The 15,234-nt window shown below is 64.1% G+C and carries 15 protein-coding genes; 10 read left to right on the top strand and 5 right to left on the bottom strand.

The window, feature by feature from the left end:
- Positions 1-78: 78 nt before the first annotated feature.
- The 10 genes from llg_RS18160 (at position 79) to llg_RS18205 (ending at position 7,703) form a co-directional block, all read left to right on the top strand.
- Complete coding sequence (locus llg_RS18160) at positions 79-351, top strand: hypothetical protein (protein ID WP_338286261.1); 273 nt, start codon at positions 79-81, stop codon at positions 349-351.
- A 66-nt stretch (positions 352-417) separates the two neighbouring features.
- Positions 418-750, top strand: coding sequence for a DUF3817 domain-containing protein (locus llg_RS18165; RefSeq protein WP_338286262.1), 333 nt, complete (start codon positions 418-420; stop codon positions 748-750).
- 72 nt (positions 751-822) lie between these two features.
- On the top strand, positions 823-1,959 hold the full coding sequence (locus llg_RS18170; protein ID WP_338286263.1) for a PatB family C-S lyase: 1,137 nt from the start codon (positions 823-825) through the stop codon (positions 1,957-1,959).
- A 50-nt stretch (positions 1,960-2,009) separates the two neighbouring features.
- Positions 2,010-2,702 carry a hypothetical protein gene (locus llg_RS18175; RefSeq protein WP_338286264.1) on the top strand — a complete coding sequence of 231 codons (693 nt, stop codon included), beginning with the start codon at positions 2,010-2,012 and terminating at the stop codon, positions 2,700-2,702.
- A 22-nt stretch (positions 2,703-2,724) separates the two neighbouring features.
- Positions 2,725-3,270, top strand: a complete 546-nt coding sequence (locus llg_RS18180) for a hypothetical protein (RefSeq protein WP_338286265.1) — start codon at positions 2,725-2,727, stop codon at positions 3,268-3,270.
- 37 nt (positions 3,271-3,307) lie between these two features.
- Entirely contained in the window at positions 3,308-4,327 is a 1,020-nt protein-coding gene (gene bioB, locus llg_RS18185) for a biotin synthase BioB (RefSeq protein WP_338286266.1), read from the top strand.
- 229 nt (positions 4,328-4,556) lie between these two features.
- A complete protein-coding gene (locus llg_RS18190) occupies positions 4,557-4,928 on the top strand; it encodes a hypothetical protein (protein WP_338286267.1) in 372 nt (123 codons plus the stop codon).
- Between the two features lie 56 nt (positions 4,929-4,984).
- The gene (locus llg_RS18195; RefSeq protein ID WP_338286268.1) at positions 4,985-6,151 is read left to right on the top strand and encodes a beta-ketoacyl synthase N-terminal-like domain-containing protein; all 1,167 of its coding nucleotides are present in this window, start codon (positions 4,985-4,987) and stop codon (positions 6,149-6,151) included.
- Positions 6,148-7,260, top strand: a complete 1,113-nt coding sequence (locus tag llg_RS18200) for an HAD-IB family phosphatase (protein ID WP_338286269.1) — start codon at positions 6,148-6,150, stop codon at positions 7,258-7,260. The genes llg_RS18195 and llg_RS18200 overlap by 4 nt, the downstream gene beginning before the upstream one ends.
- Positions 7,261-7,364: 104 nt before the next feature.
- Positions 7,365-7,703, top strand: coding sequence for a hypothetical protein (locus llg_RS18205; protein WP_338286270.1), 339 nt, complete (start codon positions 7,365-7,367; stop codon positions 7,701-7,703).
- A gap of 392 nt (positions 7,704-8,095) precedes the next feature.
- On the opposite strand, the gene llg_RS18210 is transcribed toward llg_RS18205, so the two are convergent.
- From llg_RS18210 to yidC, 5 genes are all read right to left on the bottom strand, one after another.
- Complete coding sequence (locus tag llg_RS18210) at positions 8,096-8,596, bottom strand: 8-oxo-dGTP diphosphatase (RefSeq protein ID WP_338290185.1); 501 nt, start codon at positions 8,594-8,596, stop codon at positions 8,096-8,098.
- A 181-nt stretch (positions 8,597-8,777) separates the two neighbouring features.
- Entirely contained in the window at positions 8,778-11,612 is a 2,835-nt protein-coding gene (gene gcvP, locus llg_RS18215) for an aminomethyl-transferring glycine dehydrogenase (RefSeq protein ID WP_338286271.1), read from the bottom strand.
- Between the two features lie 159 nt (positions 11,613-11,771).
- Positions 11,772-12,149, bottom strand: coding sequence for a glycine cleavage system protein GcvH (gene gcvH / locus llg_RS18220; RefSeq protein WP_338286272.1), 378 nt, complete (start codon positions 12,147-12,149; stop codon positions 11,772-11,774).
- A gap of 28 nt (positions 12,150-12,177) precedes the next feature.
- On the bottom strand, positions 12,178-13,263 hold the full coding sequence (gene gcvT / locus llg_RS18225; RefSeq protein WP_338286273.1) for a glycine cleavage system aminomethyltransferase GcvT: 1,086 nt from the start codon (positions 13,261-13,263) through the stop codon (positions 12,178-12,180).
- Positions 13,264-13,405: 142 nt separating this feature from the next.
- Positions 13,406-15,220 (bottom strand): membrane protein insertase YidC, encoded by a 1,815-nt coding sequence (gene yidC / locus llg_RS18230; protein ID WP_338286275.1) that lies wholly within the window; start codon positions 15,218-15,220, stop codon positions 13,406-13,408.
- Positions 15,221-15,234: the final 14 nt, after the last annotated feature.

The following is a 15,234-nucleotide window of genomic DNA, read 5'->3' on the forward strand; positions in this document are numbered from 1 at the left end:
GTTTCGTTTCGGATGTCCGGATCTCAGCTGGAGAACGTCACGCCTTGCCCGGAACCAGCATTGCCACTAGGCAGGAGCATGGCTCCCAATGATAAATCGAGCACGATACAAATCCGGGTCCTCTACGGTGCGGCAGTGCTCGCGATGGTCTTCGGCATGCTCGTTCTGTTGACCAACTTGAAGTGGAGCGGCCCACGCCCGGCACCCGACTACGGAGTTCCGGTCGGCATGGGGCTCATCCTCGTATTCGCCATCGCCATCAATACGGCCCGGGCGTTGGGCGACCAACAAAAGCGCATCGAGGAACTGGAGAGACGGCTGTCAAAACCCACCGAGGAGAGGAAGGACTGAACGCGCATCAATGGTTTTTCCCGATTTCCTTCGACAAAGGCACGCTCCTCGCTTCGTTCCTCCGGCATGAGTTCACCCGGTCTCAGCAGCCCCATCGGTCGCCTGCGCCTCCTCGGCATGGCGGAAGGAGCCTCGTTCCTCTTCCTCCTCGGCGTCGCCATGCCGCTCAAGTATGTCGCCCACCGGCCGGAGTTCGTGAAATACGGCGGCTGGTGCCACGGTCTGCTGTTCATCCTCTTCCTGCTGGCCATCTTCCAGGCGTGGGCGGACAAGCAGATCTCGTTCCGCCAGTCGGTGCTCGCCTTCATCGCCGCGATCGTGCCCTTCGGCCCCTTCTTCCTCGACCGCAAGCTCCAACAGATCGAGCCGTCCGGCACGCCGGACGCCGAGGAAGCTTGAACGGGCACCGGGAATGCCTGGATTGCTCGGAAAATCATTTGCCCGCGGGCGCTGGCGGGCTAAATCCCCCGCGTGACTTTCGATTTCGACACGCCGATCGCCCGCCAGGGCACGGGCTGCATCAAGTTCGACCGCCGCCCGGAACTCGATCCCTACTGGGTCGCGGACATGGACTTCGCCTCCCCTCCCGCCATCCTGGAGGGCATCCACCGGCGTGTGGACCACGGCATTTTCGGCTACGCCCAGGCCCACGAAGGCCTCAATGAAGCCGTGCTGGAGTATCTGGAGCGCCGGATCGGCGTGAAGGTGCCACTCGCCCAGGTCGTCCACCTCGGCGGCCTCGTCCCGGCCCTCTCGCTGGCCGCCCGCGCCTTCTGCCAGCGCGGCGAGGCGGTCATGACCTGCACGCCGGTCTACCCGCCGTTCCTTGGCGTCCACAAGGACGCGGGCGCGGAGTTGATCACCGTCGACCACGTCTTTCAGGACGGCCGCTGGACCTTCGACTGGGCCGCCATGGAGCGCGCCGTCACCCCGCAGACCAAGGTCTTCCTGCTCTGCAACCCGCAGAACCCGCTCGGCCGGGTCTTCAGCCGCTACGAGCTCGAAAAACTCGCCACTTTCTGCGAGGAAAACGACCTGATCCTGGTCTCGGATGAGATCCACTGCGATCTGGTGCTCGATGAGGCCGCCACCCCGCACGTTTCCGCCCTCAAGCTGCCCGAGGAGCTTCAGAAGCGCACCATCACCCTGCTCGCCCCGAGCAAGACCTGGAATATCGCCGGCCTCGGCTACGCCTTCGCCGTGATCCCGGACGACTCCGTGCGCCGCCGTTTCAATGCCGCCAAGGGCCACACCCTCACCGAGATCAGCGCCCTTTCCTACCACGCCGCCGAGGCCGCCTACCGCCACGGCGAGCCCTGGCGCCAGCAGCTCGTCGCCTACCTGCGCCAGAACCGCGACACCCTCGTCGAGTTCATCCGCGACCGCTGCCCCGGCCTGATCATCCACCCCGGCGAGGCCACCTATCTGGCGTGGATCGACGCCCGCCCGCTCGGCCACGACAATCCGGCGCTCCATTTCGAGAAAAATGCCGGCCTGTTCCTTTCCGACGGCGCGTTTTTCCAATGGCCGGGCTGGTTCCGCTTCAATTTCGGCTGCCCGCGCGCCCGGATGCTGGAGGGACTGGAGAAAATCGCCGCCGCGCTCTAACGAGCGATTTCTTGCTTCGATTTTCCGAAACACCATCCCATCCTTCCGCCATGGCACGCCTTCCGCGCTTCCTCGCCGCCGCGTTTCTCACCCTGACGGCCCTCACCTCCGTCGCCTCCGCCGATCACGTCATCCTCACCGGCGGGCCGACCCTGCGCCGTTGGGAAAACTACCGCGTCCCGGAAGACCAGCACGACCGCTGGTGGGCGAACTTCGTGCGCGCCTCCACGCTGCGCATGGCGGAAATCCGCACCGCCTACGGCAAGGACGCGCCGCTCGTCTGGATCGTCTACCAACCCGCCTACGCCGCCCGCGGCCGCGAGGATGGCAAGCCCTACACCACCTGGCTCACCGAGCTGGCCGCCGCCCGCCGCGCCACCCTGATCTGGGTCAGCAGCGGTGGCGACGCCATCCGCGCCATCAACAACCGCCCGGGCGGCTCGATCCAGACCTTCGACTACTTCGGCCACTCGAACCGCTATTGCTTCATGCTGGACTACGGCAATGACGTGATGGCCGCCAGCACCGCCTGGATCCACCAGAACGACCTCGGCCGCCTGCGCGCCTCCGTGTTCGCGAAAAACGCCTACTGCAAGAGCTGGGGCTGCCACACCGCGGAGAGCATGAGCGACAAGTGGAAGGCCGCCACCGGCGTCGCCATGGAAGGTGCCCGCGGCCCGACCAATTACGACCAGGTCGGCCAAGGCACCCTGCCCGTCGCCTCCGGCGGTTGGACCCGCTGATTTTCCGTTGTCCGCTCCTGCCATGAACCGCCGCCACTTCCTGACCGCCGCCGCCACGGCAGCAGCTCCCGTTGCCATGGGAGCGCAGGCCGGGAAAGAGGAGGAAGGTCCGGCGCTCGATTGGCAGCAAGTCCAGAGCCACCTCCACTACACGGCGTTCTGCGAGCGCGCCCCCAACGGCGAGTATCCCGATATCCGGCTGGAAATCGGCTTGAAGCGAAGTGATCCCGAAGCGCCGTCGTCCACCCGCCTTGAGCTCTTCAAATTCACCTGGGAGGGCCGCTCCATTCCCATCCCGGAGCGCTTTTGGAAGGACCTGACCGGCCTCGCCGTCGAAACCTACCCCGGAGTGGATTTCAAAAACCTGTCCGCAAAGCAGGCATGGCGACTGCAACAGCAGCTCAATGCCTTGAAAAAGCCCCGGCTCCACCTCTCCGCAGAGAGCGGAACCGTTTTGGTGGAATGGATGCGTTCGGAGGAATGCGACTCCTGCTCCACCATCCGCTGGATCATTTCCAAAAACGGAACCGTGCTTCGCCACCGCCACGAACCGCATCACGAATGCTGATCACCCTTTTCATCCGCCCTCCCATTTCTCTCTGCCCATGACACTTGCCGAGCTTCAACGCCTCCATTCCCTTCCGTTTTTCGAACTGCTCAAGCAGGCCCGCGCCGTCCATGAGGCGAACTGGCCGGAGGCGGAAATCCAGCTTTGCACGCTGCTCTCGATCAAGACCGGCGGTTGCTCGGAGGACTGCTCCTACTGCGCCCAGTCCGCCCGCTACAACTCGGGCATCGAGATCGAGCGGCTGATGAGCAAGGACGCCATCATGGAGCGCGCCCGCGCCGCCCGTGAAACCGGCTCCACCCGCTTCTGCATGGGCGCCGCCTGGCGCGGTGTCCGCGGTGGCACCCAGCGTTTCGAGCAGGTCCTCGACATCGTCCGCGATGTCTCCTCGCTCGGCATGGAAGTCTGCGTGACCCTCGGCGAACTCGGCCCGGATGAAGCCGTGGCCCTGAAGGACGCCGGTGTCACCGCCTACAACCACAACCTCGACACCTCACCGGAGCACTACCCGAACATCGTCACCACCCACACCTACGAGGACCGCCTGCGCACGATCTCGAACGTGCAGAAGGCCGGCATGTCGGTGTGTTGCGGCGGCATCCTCGGCCTCGGCGAAACGATCGATGACCGCCTGAAGATGCTGGAGGTCATTTCCAACTTCAATCCGCAGCCGGAAAGCGTGCCGATCAACTCGCTGATGCCGATGCCCGGCACCCCGCTGGAAGGCACCGCCGTGGTCGATCCCTTCGACCTCGTCCGCATGATCGCCGTGACCCGCCTCGCCATCCCGAAGGCGAAGGTCCGCCTTTCCGCCGGCCGCACCCGCCTCTCCGACGAGACCCAGGCTCTGTGCTACTTCGCCGGGGCGAACTCGATCTTCTACGGCGACAAGCTCCTCACCGCGAAGAACCCCGCCGTCGAAAAGGACCGCGAGCTGCTGGCCAAACTCGGCCTCGGCACCCTCGCCCCGAATCCGGCGATGAACGCCCCGGAAGCCGATCCCGACCAGCCTCTTTCCCCGGCCTGCGAGACCGGCAGCCACTGCGGCTGCTGCTAGGCTGCTGGATTTGGAGTGCGGCGAGCGATCGCCGCTTTGAGTGGAGGCGAGTCATCGCCGGGAGGGATGTTTGCATTCGCGGACCCGCTCCCACGTTCCAGAACATCCTCAGGCGCCGCCTTTATGTAGCCGCGCCTTGCAGGATGTGGTTAAAGGGCAGGATGCCCCGCCCCACTCCAAACCCACATTCCGGATCGCATCGGAAAAGCCCGGAAGATAATGTTCCAGCATGAGGAGCATTCCGATCCTGACGGCGGTGGCGGTGATGGTCTTGTCCCCGCTGGCACACGGCATCTCGGAGGAGATGAAACGCTTGATCGCCGAGCGGGTGGACTCCACCGGCAGCTTCAATCCCCAAGGCCTGCCGGAGCAAAAGACCGACCTCTGGTCAAAAGCCTCCACCGAACGGTTTGAAGTCTACAACGTGCCGGTGCCGCCCGGCACTCAGGATGCCTTCGAGACCCGTGTGATCCTGGAGCGCGGAACCCACCAGTTCTGGATCGTGTGCAAGGGCGGCTACGCCCAGACGACACGCATTTACGGCCCAGGAAAGATCGGAGACCTTCAAAGCGGCAAGAACAAGGAACCGGAGAAGAAATAGGAGCGCCGGAAGACGTCTGCTGCGGAGCGATCCCACACCGCGGTCCAATTGACACGATGCCGCCCAGCGGTTACGCCGGGCGCATCGAACGACCGCTTTCCATCACCGGACTCGGGATGCTTTCCACGCTGGGCACCAGCCCCGCGGACCATGTCGATGCCATTTCGCGGAAGGGCCCGGCCTTCCGCCCCCTCGCCCACCTGCTAGGGAACGACAGCCCCCACGCGGCCACGCCCGCGGGCTGGATCGAGCCGCGTGAACTCCTGACCCACCGCAAGTGGAGCCCGGCCTCGATGGCGGCCCTCCACGCCGCCCGCCAGGCCGTCGCCGACGCCGGATGGACACCTGAGGAATGCCGCGGTGCCGCCGTGATCCTCGGCACCAGCCGGGGCAACGCCGCCGGTTGGCTCGCTCCATGGCCAGGCCGCCGCCCGTTCAAGCTGATGGCGGCCAGCAACACCATCCACAGCGAGCCCGCCGCCGCGATCACCATCGAACTCGGCATCCACGGCCCCTACCACGTGCTCGCCAGCGGCTGCTCCGCCGGCCTGGACGCGCTGGGCATCGCCACCCTGATGGTGCAGTCCGGAGTCGTCCCGCGCGCCCTGGCGGTCGCCGTGGACCTCCCCTTGGTCCCTCTTCTGCTCGATAGCTACGCGTCCTCCGGCCTCCTGGCCTCCGCCGCACAGGCCGATCCCTATCACCCCACCACCGCAGGCTTCATTCCCGGGGAAGGCGCAGCCGCCATTGCCATCGAGCCCCCGGTTTCCGGAACACCTCGCATTCTCGGCTACACCGCGAACTCCGACGCCTGCGACCCCATCGGCATCCCGAAGGACGGCGGTGGCAGCTGCGATCTCCTCATCGCCGCCATCGAGCGCCACGGACGCCCCGCGGCCGTCTGCCCCCACGCCACCGGCACGCCGGTCCACGCCATCGCCGAACCTGCCGCCTTGATACGTGCCTTCGGAAGCACTCATCTTCCGACCTTGCATTTCCTGAAGCCATTCACCGGCCACACCATCGGTGCCAGCGGTCTCCTGGAAACCGCCATCTTGGCCGCTTTCCTGCGGCTGGGACACCTCCCTCCCAACCCGCTGGACCTCGCCACGCCCCCCGGTTTCCTCGCGCCAGATGCCAGGCTGGACGCCGCCGGACCTGTCTTCAAGATCTCCCATAGCATGGGCGGCCACAACGCCCTCCTCGTCCTTTCCCCACCATGAGCACCGATCTCCGACTCGAAGTTTCCGTCGACGACCAACAACTCCGTGTCTTCCGGGACACCGAACTCGTCCGGACCTATGTCATCTCGACCGCCACCAAGGGTGTGGGCTTCCAGCCCGGCAGTTATCGCACCCCGACCGGCAACTTCCGCATCGCCGACAAGATCGGCGCCGATGCCCCCGCCGGCACCATCTTCAAGGCCCGCGAGCCCCAGGGCGTCTGGACGCCGGACAGCCCGCCGACCTGCGATGATCTCATCCTCACCCGCATCCTGCGCCTCTCCGGCCAGGATCCGGAAAACGCGAACACCTACGACCGCTACGTCTACATCCACGGCACCAACCGCGAGGACCTCCTCGGCCAGCCCAACAGCCACGGCTGCATCCGCATGAGCAATGCCGACGTGATTGAACTCTTCGACCTCGTGGCAAGCGGCACCCCGCTCGTCATCCACCCGCCGACCGCCAGCCGCGGCAAGTTGTTCTTCTTCGATTGCGACTCCACCCTCTCCACCATCGAGGGTATCGACGAACTCGCACGCGTCCGCGGCGAGAAGGTTTTCCAAGACGTGGTGGCCCTCACCGACGCCGCCATGAACGGCGAAATCCCGCTCGGGGAGGTCTTCCCGCGCCGCATGGAAATCATCCGCCCGGACCGCGCCGACTGCGAGGCGGTGGCCCGCCTTTATATCGAAACCGTAACTCCCGGGACACGCAAGTTGGTAGAAAACCTCAAGTCCGACGGCTGGACCCTGGTGATCCTCTCCGGTGGTTTTGCGCCATTGATCGAGCCTTTGGCCCGGGAATTGGGCATCGAACACGTTGAGGCCGTGCCGCTCCACCTCGATGCCGAAGGCCGCTACGCGGGATACGGCAGTGATTATCCAACGACACGGAACGGCGGCAAGAACGAGATTATCCGTGAATGGAAGGCCGCGCTCCTTCCTAACAAAATCGTCATGATGGGCGACGGTGTGTCCGATTTGGAGACCAAACCGGATGTGGATCTTTTCGTCGGATTCGGCGGCGTGGCCCGTAGACCATTGGTTATGAATGGCGCTGACGTTTGGGTGGAAAAAATGGCCGATTTTGGGACTGATAGAATCTGACGTAAGGGTTTCAATTTCGCTCGTAATTTCACTGATAACATTTTCAAGGAAAAAACGAGATTTGACTTGTCATACAGCCCCGCGAGGTGTGTGCTCGAAGGGTCATGAGCACCAACACCAACGTCAACGCTGCCAAAGGCAAGCGTTACACCGACAAGGAGAAGAGCGAGATCCTCGCGTTCGTCGACAAGGTCAACGCCGAGAAGGGCCGCGGCGGCCAGAGCGCTGCCGCCAAGAAGTATAAAATCTCCCAGCTGACGATCTCGAGCTGGATCAAGTCCGGCGGCGGTTCCGCCCCGGTTGCCAAGGGCAACGGCGCTACCAAGGGCGGCATCAGCTCGAAGCTCGCCAAGCTCGCCTCCCTCGCCGCTCAGATCGAGAAGGCCGAGAAGGAACTCGGCAAGCTCCAGTCGCAATTCGAGGCGCTCAAGAAGTCCCTCTAACACGCGAAATCCCCCCTGATTTCAAGATTCGAAGCCGCCTTCCCTCCCGGGTTGGCGGCTTTGCTTTTCCCTTATCCCGGACCTGCGGCGGCTTGGTTCTCCCGGGCTCACTGATATCCCTCGGGTCATCACTCCACCTTGTCCCTGGCATGGGCATCTTCCACATCCAGGGCAGGGCCCAGCGCTCATTTCGTGGCGCTACGGAAATTCTCCAAAAGCCCGCTCGATATCGCCGGGATCGTCCGGAAATGGAGATGTCCATTCGGTGTCTCGTGAGACACCGGAAGCGGCGTTAGATTCACGGCCATCCACGGCTCTTCTCTTTTGAGAACCGTTCGCAATCCCCCCGCTGGGACCCGGCCGGACGCTTCAACTCATCCACCGGGCCAGCCTCACCACGCAACCCCGGTTTCGACATGGCTCCACTTCATGGAATCCCCTTCGAACACAAACTTCCCCAAGAATGTCCTGTCTTCGAAAAGAAGAGGCAACCAGTGAATATCATCTTCCCACATCCGTTGATACGGAACGTCTTGCAACGAAAACCAGCACGGAACCGCCTCGTCCGTTTCGGTGGGAATTCCACTGAAATCGTCCGCCCGATAGACATGACATAGGATATCGGGGATGTCGCCCATCGAGAACCAGAGCTCGCCGAGTTTACGTGGAGCTATGGGCAAAATGCACAGCTCCTCCTCGGTCTCCCGCATCACCGATTCGAGCGGCGTCTCGCCCGGATCGATCTTTCCGCCCGGGCCGTTGATCTTCCCGGCCCCGAGGCCGCGCTTCTTCTCGATCAGGAGCACCTGTCCATCGCGGACGATGAACATGATGGTGGCCGGGATCACCGGGGTCCAGGTGGTCCAATCGACGGGTGACGGCGGGCACAGCATGCTCAAGACGGCCGAGGGAATCCGCTTTCCCCCGGCGAGGGAACAAAAAAGGACCGGAAATCCTACGCAATCGCGGATTGTCACGCCGTGAACCCAACAAAAAAGCCCCCGTTTCCGGAGGCTTCGTTGGGGAATGAGCTGCCGTCCCGGGCACGCGGCCCGGGACGGAGACTGGACGGCGTCAGGCCTGCGCCGCGGCGTAGGCTTCCACCGTGTCACAGGTGCAGACCAGGTTGCGGTCGCCATGGACGTTGTCCACGCGGCCGACATACGGCCAGAACTTGTGGGTCCGCAGCACCGGCAGCGGGTAGGCCGCCTGCTCGCGGGTGTAGGGATGCTCCCACTCGTCGCCGCAGACCATGTCCGCGGTGTGCGGGGCGTTCTTGAGCGGATTGTCGGTGGCATCGGACTCGCCGTTCACCACCGCCATGATCTCGCCGTGGATGGCGATCATGGAGTCGCAGAAGCGGTCGATCTCCACCTTGGACTCGGATTCGGTCGGCTCGATCATGAGCGTGCCGCCGACCGGCCAGCTCATGGTGGGGGCGTGGAATCCGTAGTCCATCAGGCGCTTCGCCACATCCTCCACCGTGATCCCGCTCTTCTCGCTGAGCGGGCGCACGTCGATGATGCACTCGTGGGCCACCAGGCCGTTCGGCGCGGTGTAGAGGATCGGGAAGAACGGCGCGAGGCGCTTGGCGGTGTAGTTCGCGTTGAGGATCGCGGTGCCGGTGGCCTGGGTCAGGCCGGCGGCGCCCATCATGGCGATGTACATCCACGAGATGGTGTTGATCGAGGCGCTGCCCCACGGCGCGGAGCACACGGTGCCGGTGGTGCCCGGCAGCTCGCGGTGACCCGGCAGATACGGGACGAGCTGCGGTGCCACGCCGATCGGGCCGACACCCGGGCCGCCGCCGCCGTGCGGGATGCAGAAGGTCTTGTGGAGGTTCAGGTGGCACACGTCCGCGCCGATCCGGCCCGGGCTGGTGAGGCCCACCTGGGCGTTCATGTTCGCGCCGTCCATGTAAACCTGGCCCCCGGCCGCGTGGATCTGCTCGCAGATCGAAACGATCGTCTCCTCGAACACGCCATGGGTGGACGGGTAGGTCACCATCAGCGCGGCGAGGTTGTCCTGGTGCTCCTCGATGCGGGCGGCGAGGTCGGGCATGTCGATGTTGCCCTTCTCGTCGCACTTCACGCCCACCACCTTCATGCCGACCATCACCGCGGAGGCCGGGTTGGTGCCGTGGGCGGAAACCGGGATGAGGCAGACATTGCGGTGGGCGTCCCCATTGGCGAGGTGGTAGCGGCGGATCGCCAGCAAGCCGGCGTATTCGCCCTGCGAGCCGGCGTTCGGCTGCAGCGACACGGCGGCGAAGCCGGTGATGTTCGCCAGCCAGCCTTCCAGCAGCTCCAGCATCTCGCGGTAACCGGTGCTCTGGTCGAAGGGCACGAACGGATGGATCGAGGAAACCTCCGGCCAGCTCAGCGGCATCATTTCCGCGGTGGCGTTCAGCTTCATCGTGCAGGAACCCAGCGCGATCATCGACTCGTTCAGGGCGAGGTCGCGGGACTCCAGGCGCTTCATGTAGCGCAGCATCTCGGTTTCCGAGTGGAAGCGGTTGAACGCCGCCTGGGTGAGGAATTCCGAGGTCCGGGAGAATGCGTCGTTCCAAGTCGGTCCGGTCACGATCGGCAGCTCGCCGGCGCCGCCGAAGGCGGAGAGCACCAGCAGTACATCGCCCTCGGTGGTGGTTTCATCGAACGAGACACCGACGTGGTCGGCATCGATCTCGCGGAGGTTCACCCCGGCGCGGCGCGCGGCCTCGTGGACCTCGGCGGCCTTGCCCGGCACCTTCGCCACCAGCGTGTCGAAGAACGAGCCGCCTTCCACCTCGATGCCGGTGTCGGCCAGCAGCTTCTTGAGCTGCACCGCGCGGGCATGCACCGTGCGGGCGATGTGCTTGAGGCCTTCCGGACCGTGGTAGACGGCATACATCGAGGCCATCACGGCCAGCAGCACCTGGGCGGTGCAGATGTTCGAGGTCGCCTTGTCGCGGCGGATGTGCTGCTCGCGGGTCTGGAGGGACAGGCGGTAGCCCGGCTTGCCGCGGGAGTCGATGGAGACCCCGATCAGGCGGCCCGGCATCTTGCGCTTGAGCTCGTCCTTGCAGGCCATGAAGCCCGCGTGCGGACCGCCGAAGCCCATCGGCACCCCGAAGCGCTGGCTGGAACCCACGCAGATGTCCGCGCCGAACTCGCCCGGAGCCTTCAGCACCGTCAGCGCGAGAATGTCCGCCGCGGCGATGGTCACCGCACCGGCGGCCTTCGCGGTTTCGAAGAAGCCGGAGAAATCGTCGATGCGGCCGCGGGTGTCCGGATACTGGACCAGCACGGCGAACAGGTTCGGCACCGAGGCCGGGTCGAACTTCTGCCAATCGCCCACGATGATCTCGATGCCCAGCGGCTCGGCGCGGGTCTGCACCACGTCGATCGTCTGCGGATGGCAGCGGTCGGACACGAACATCGCCTTGCCCTTCGGCTTGGCGGAAAGCGCCAGACTCATCGCCTCGGCGGCAGCCGTGCCTTCGTCCAGCAGCGAGGCATTGGAGACATCCAGGCCGGTCAGATCGGTGATCATCGTCTGGAAGTTCAGCAGCGCCTCCAGGCGGCCCTGTGCGATCTCCGCCTGATACGGCGTGTAGGCGGTGTACCAACCCGGATTCTCCAGGATGTTGCGGCCGATCACGTTCGGCACCTGGGTGCCGTAGTAGCCCTGGCCGATGAAGGACTTCAGGACCTTGTTTTTCGAGAAGATCGATTTCAGCCAACCGAGGGCCTCCTGTTCGGAGCGGGCGGCGGGCAGATCGAGCGGGGCAGTCAGGCGGATCCCGGCCGGAACCGCGGCATCGGTGAGGGCTTCCAGCGAATCGAAGCCCACGGTGTTCAGCATTTCATCGCGTTCGGTGCCAACGGGTCCGAGGTGGCGGCTGAGGAAATCAAGACGAGCGGACATGTGCAAAGTAAGGAAAAAATGAAAGGGCGAAGGCGCACTGTTGGAAGCGCGCCTTCGCAAAGACTGGAGATTGGACAAACGGGAACGATGACGGACAAATGACGCCTTGGATCCTTACAGGAAACCCGCCGCGCGATCTTGTCCGGAATCGCCGTTCGTTCAGCTGATTTGAGCAACGTAGGCTTCCGGAGTCAGGAGGGACTCGACGTCGGCGGCATTCTTCACGCGGAGCTTGAAGATCCAGCCCGCGCCATACGGATCGGTGTTCACGAGGGCCGGGTTGGCCTCGACTTCCGGATTCACCTCGACCACCTCGCCGCCGATCGGGGCGTAGATGTCACTGGCGGCTTTCACGGATTCCACCACGGCGGTCGGATCACCGGCGTCGACGGCGCGGCCCACGGCCGGCAGTTCGACAAACACCACGTCGGTAAGCTCTTCCTGGGCGTGGTCGGAAATGCCCACGGTGGCGATGTCGCCCTCGAGGCGCACCCATTCGTGGGACGTATTGAAACGGAGGTCAGCTGGAACGTTCATATGCAAGACAGAAGGAACGGGGTGGATGTCAGGCTTTCGGGGCGGGCTTGTAAAACGGTTTCTTCACGACTTTCGCGGGGAATTGGCGTCCCCGCACGTCGATACGGACTTCGGTCCCGATCTTAGTCCATGCGGCGGGCAAATAGGCAAGCCCGATGCCGGTTCCGAGGCTCGGAGAATGCACTCCGCTGGAGAGCTCGCCCAGCGTCTCGCCCTCCGGCGACAGCACCGCGTAGTGCGCGCGCGGTGGCGCGCCCTTGTCGGTGTATTGCAGCGCCACCAGCTTCACCGCCGGGCCTTCCGCCTTCTGCTTCGCGAGGGTCTCGCGGCCGATGAAATCGCCCTTCTCCAGGTCCACGAAGAAGCCGAGGCCCGCCTCGATCGGCGTGCGATCCGGCGCAAGGTCGTTGCCATTGAGCGGATAGCACATCTCCAGGCGCAGGCTGTCGCGGCAGCCCAGGCCACAGGGCTTCGCGCCGGCGGCCACGAACTTCTTCAGCCACTCGCCGCCTTCCTCCGCCGGGGAGAAAAACTCGAAACCATCCTCACCGGTGTAGCCGGTGCGGCACACGATCGCGCCGGTCGAGGTCTTGGAAATGCCATTGCGCGGCGGCAGCGTCTCGCCCGGGCACACCGCGGCGAAAAGCGCGGCGGATTCCGGTCCCTGGATCGCCATTCCGGCCCACAGCTCGCTTTCGTTGCGCAGCTCGATGGACTCCGGCTGGTGCTTGGCGAACCAAGCGAAGTCCTCGTCGATCATCGAGGCGTTCACCACCAGGAAGAAATCGCTTTCGCCCGTGCGGTAGATGATCAGGTCGTCGATCACGCCGCCGTGCCCGTTGAGCAGGAAGGTGTATTGGCCTTCGCCCTCGCCGAGTTTCGCCACGTTGTTGGCGAGCATCTTGTTCAGCCACTCCAGCGCACCCTCGCCCGAGACCAGAAACTGGCCCATGTGGGAGATGTCGAACACCCCGGCCTTCGTGCGGACGGCGGAATGCTCATCAAGGATGGCGGTGTACTGCACCGGCATGTTCCAGCCGGCAAAGGGAACAAGCTTCGCACCCAGCTCCACGTGGGCGGCTTCCAACGGACTACGTTTCAACAAATCGGACACGCGCGAAGCGTGGTGCCCCACCCCGCTCTTGTCAACCGGTCGGCACGCCAAATCCCTTTCCCACGCGGGTTTCCCGCCCCTCCTGGCCGGGACGCGAAAACGGCGGCAGGTCACCCTGCCGCCGTTTGGAAATCCACCGGGATCAACCTCCGGTGCGCGGAGAGCGCTTCTTTTTCGGAGTCACGTCGCGGGTGTTCGGATCGATGCCCTGCTGGCGCAGGCGCTGCATCTTCTCCATCTCCTGCTGTTTCTCGACCATGCGCTCCATGAAGGTCTTCTTGCCCGGAACTGCCTTCTTCTCCTTCAGCTCCGGCTCCGGCAGCTTGTTGGTGATCCAAGTCTGGAGGATCGAGAACAGGTTCGTCGTCGTCCAGTAAAGGGCTAGCGCCGAGGCGAAGTTGTAGCAGAAGAAGAAGAACAGGAACGGCATCATCATCATCATCCGCTGCTGGGTCTTGTCCCCCGTCTTCGGGGTCATCGCCATCTGGATGAAGCTGGTGATCGCCATCACGATCGGCAGCGGGTTGATCGGGACACCGCCGATCTCCCACCGGGTGTCCGGCTGGGAAAGGTCATGCACCCAGAGGAAGCCCTGGCCGCGCAGCTCCACCGCGTATTGCAGCACGCGGAAGAAGCCGTAGAAGATCGGGATCTGGATCAGCATCGGCAGGCAGCCGCCCAAGGGATTCACGCCATACGTGCGGTACAGCTTCATCATCTCCTGGTTCATGCGGTTCGGATCGTCCGCATACTTCTCCTTCATCTTCGCCATCTCCGGCTGGAGCTTGCTCATGCGCTTCATCGACCGCGTGGACTTCGCGTAGAGCGGCCAGATCGCGGTGCGCACGGAAAGGGTCAGCGCGATGATCGCCAGGCCCCAGGACCACTGGGTGCCGGTGCCGCGGAAGGCGTAGTGGAACCAGTTGAGCAGGCGGTTCAGTGGGTTCGCCACCCAGCCGAAGACGCTGTAGGGCATGATGTCGCTCCAATCCCCGCCCATCTGGCGGAGCATCGCGTTGTGGCGAGGACCGGCGAAGATCGTGTAGTTGAACGCCTTGGTTTCATTCGCGGCGAGCGTGGCCTGCGGCAGACCGAGGCCACCGTGGATCGACTTGAGCTTGTGGTCGCCCAGCGTCAGATCGCCGCTGCGCACCCAGAGTTTCGAAATCTGCTGCTCGGACGGGCGGATCAGGGTCGTGAAGAACTGGTCGGCCACGCCCGCATATTCCATCTTGTCCGACTGCTCGGTGATGAGCGACTTCGCGGACTTGAACCATCCGCCGCTGAACTTGCCCGTATCGCCGGTGTGGATGTCACCGTCCGTGTGCCAGTAGTAGGACGGCGGGAACGCCTCCTTGGCATGGATGGGAGCGGCTTCACCGAGGAAGAGGCTGTAATTCTTGAGCGGCACCGGTTGACCGGAGCCATTCTGGACCTGGAGGTTCAGATCGATCAGATAGGGCGAGCCCGGCTTGCCGTTCGACACGATCGAGAAGACCTTCTTCACCGTCACGCCGCCGGGATAAGCACCGCTGAAGACCACCTTTTTGCCTTCCACCGATTCGCTCTCGACGAAGGTGTAGGATACATTGGAAAGCACGTCCTCATCGCCCGCGAGCGCCGCGATCGGAGCGGCACCGGTCTGGTTGAGACGGATTCGGTCCTCCTTGCTACCCACCTTGAACTGATCCTTCAGGTCGACGAACTTGATGCCGCCACCGGTGGTGCTGAAGGTGAACACGGCCTTGTCCGTCTCGATGGTCACCGTCTTTTCGGCGGCGTCGATCACCGCCGGACGCTCCACGGTCATGTCCTGGGCGGCTTTTGGGGCCTCCTGGACGGCGGGCGGCGGGTTCTGCTCCGCGATTTTTTGCTGGTTCTGCCGGCTGAAATACAGGTTTACGGCCAACAGTGAGCCGCAAAGCGCGACGATGATCCAAGTCTTGCGATCGTACATGGGGAAAAGGGTGT

Origin of the sequence: Luteolibacter sp. LG18 (assembly GCF_036322585.1) — a bacterium.
In the GTDB taxonomy this organism is placed as follows: Bacteria; Verrucomicrobiota; Verrucomicrobiia; order Verrucomicrobiales; family Akkermansiaceae; genus Luteolibacter.

What these genes read in the sequence shown, in the direction of transcription:
- llg_RS18160 (WP_338286261.1), top strand. Translation starts at nt 79, where the DNA reads ATGGCTCCCAATGATAAATCGAGCACGATACAAATCCGGGTCCTCTAC.
- llg_RS18165 (WP_338286262.1), top strand. Translation starts at nt 418, where the DNA reads ATGAGTTCACCCGGTCTCAGCAGCCCCATCGGTCGCCTGCGCCTCCTC.
- llg_RS18175 (WP_338286264.1), top strand. Translation starts at nt 2,010, where the DNA reads ATGGCACGCCTTCCGCGCTTCCTCGCCGCCGCGTTTCTCACCCTGACG.
- llg_RS18180 (WP_338286265.1), top strand. Translation starts at nt 2,725, where the DNA reads ATGAACCGCCGCCACTTCCTGACCGCCGCCGCCACGGCAGCAGCTCCC.
- bioB (WP_338286266.1), top strand. Translation starts at nt 3,308, where the DNA reads ATGACACTTGCCGAGCTTCAACGCCTCCATTCCCTTCCGTTTTTCGAA.
- llg_RS18190 (WP_338286267.1), top strand. Translation starts at nt 4,557, where the DNA reads ATGAGGAGCATTCCGATCCTGACGGCGGTGGCGGTGATGGTCTTGTCC.
- llg_RS18195 (WP_338286268.1), top strand. Translation starts at nt 4,985, where the DNA reads ATGCCGCCCAGCGGTTACGCCGGGCGCATCGAACGACCGCTTTCCATC.
- llg_RS18200 (WP_338286269.1), top strand. Translation starts at nt 6,148, where the DNA reads ATGAGCACCGATCTCCGACTCGAAGTTTCCGTCGACGACCAACAACTC.
- llg_RS18205 (WP_338286270.1), top strand. Translation starts at nt 7,365, where the DNA reads ATGAGCACCAACACCAACGTCAACGCTGCCAAAGGCAAGCGTTACACC.
- llg_RS18210 (WP_338290185.1), bottom strand. Translation starts at nt 8,596, where the DNA reads ATGCTGTGCCCGCCGTCACCCGTCGATTGGACCACCTGGACCCCGGTG.
- gcvP (WP_338286271.1), bottom strand. Translation starts at nt 11,612, where the DNA reads ATGTCCGCTCGTCTTGATTTCCTCAGCCGCCACCTCGGACCCGTTGGC.
- gcvH (WP_338286272.1), bottom strand. Translation starts at nt 12,149, where the DNA reads ATGAACGTTCCAGCTGACCTCCGTTTCAATACGTCCCACGAATGGGTG.
- yidC (WP_338286275.1), bottom strand. Translation starts at nt 15,220, where the DNA reads ATGTACGATCGCAAGACTTGGATCATCGTCGCGCTTTGCGGCTCACTG.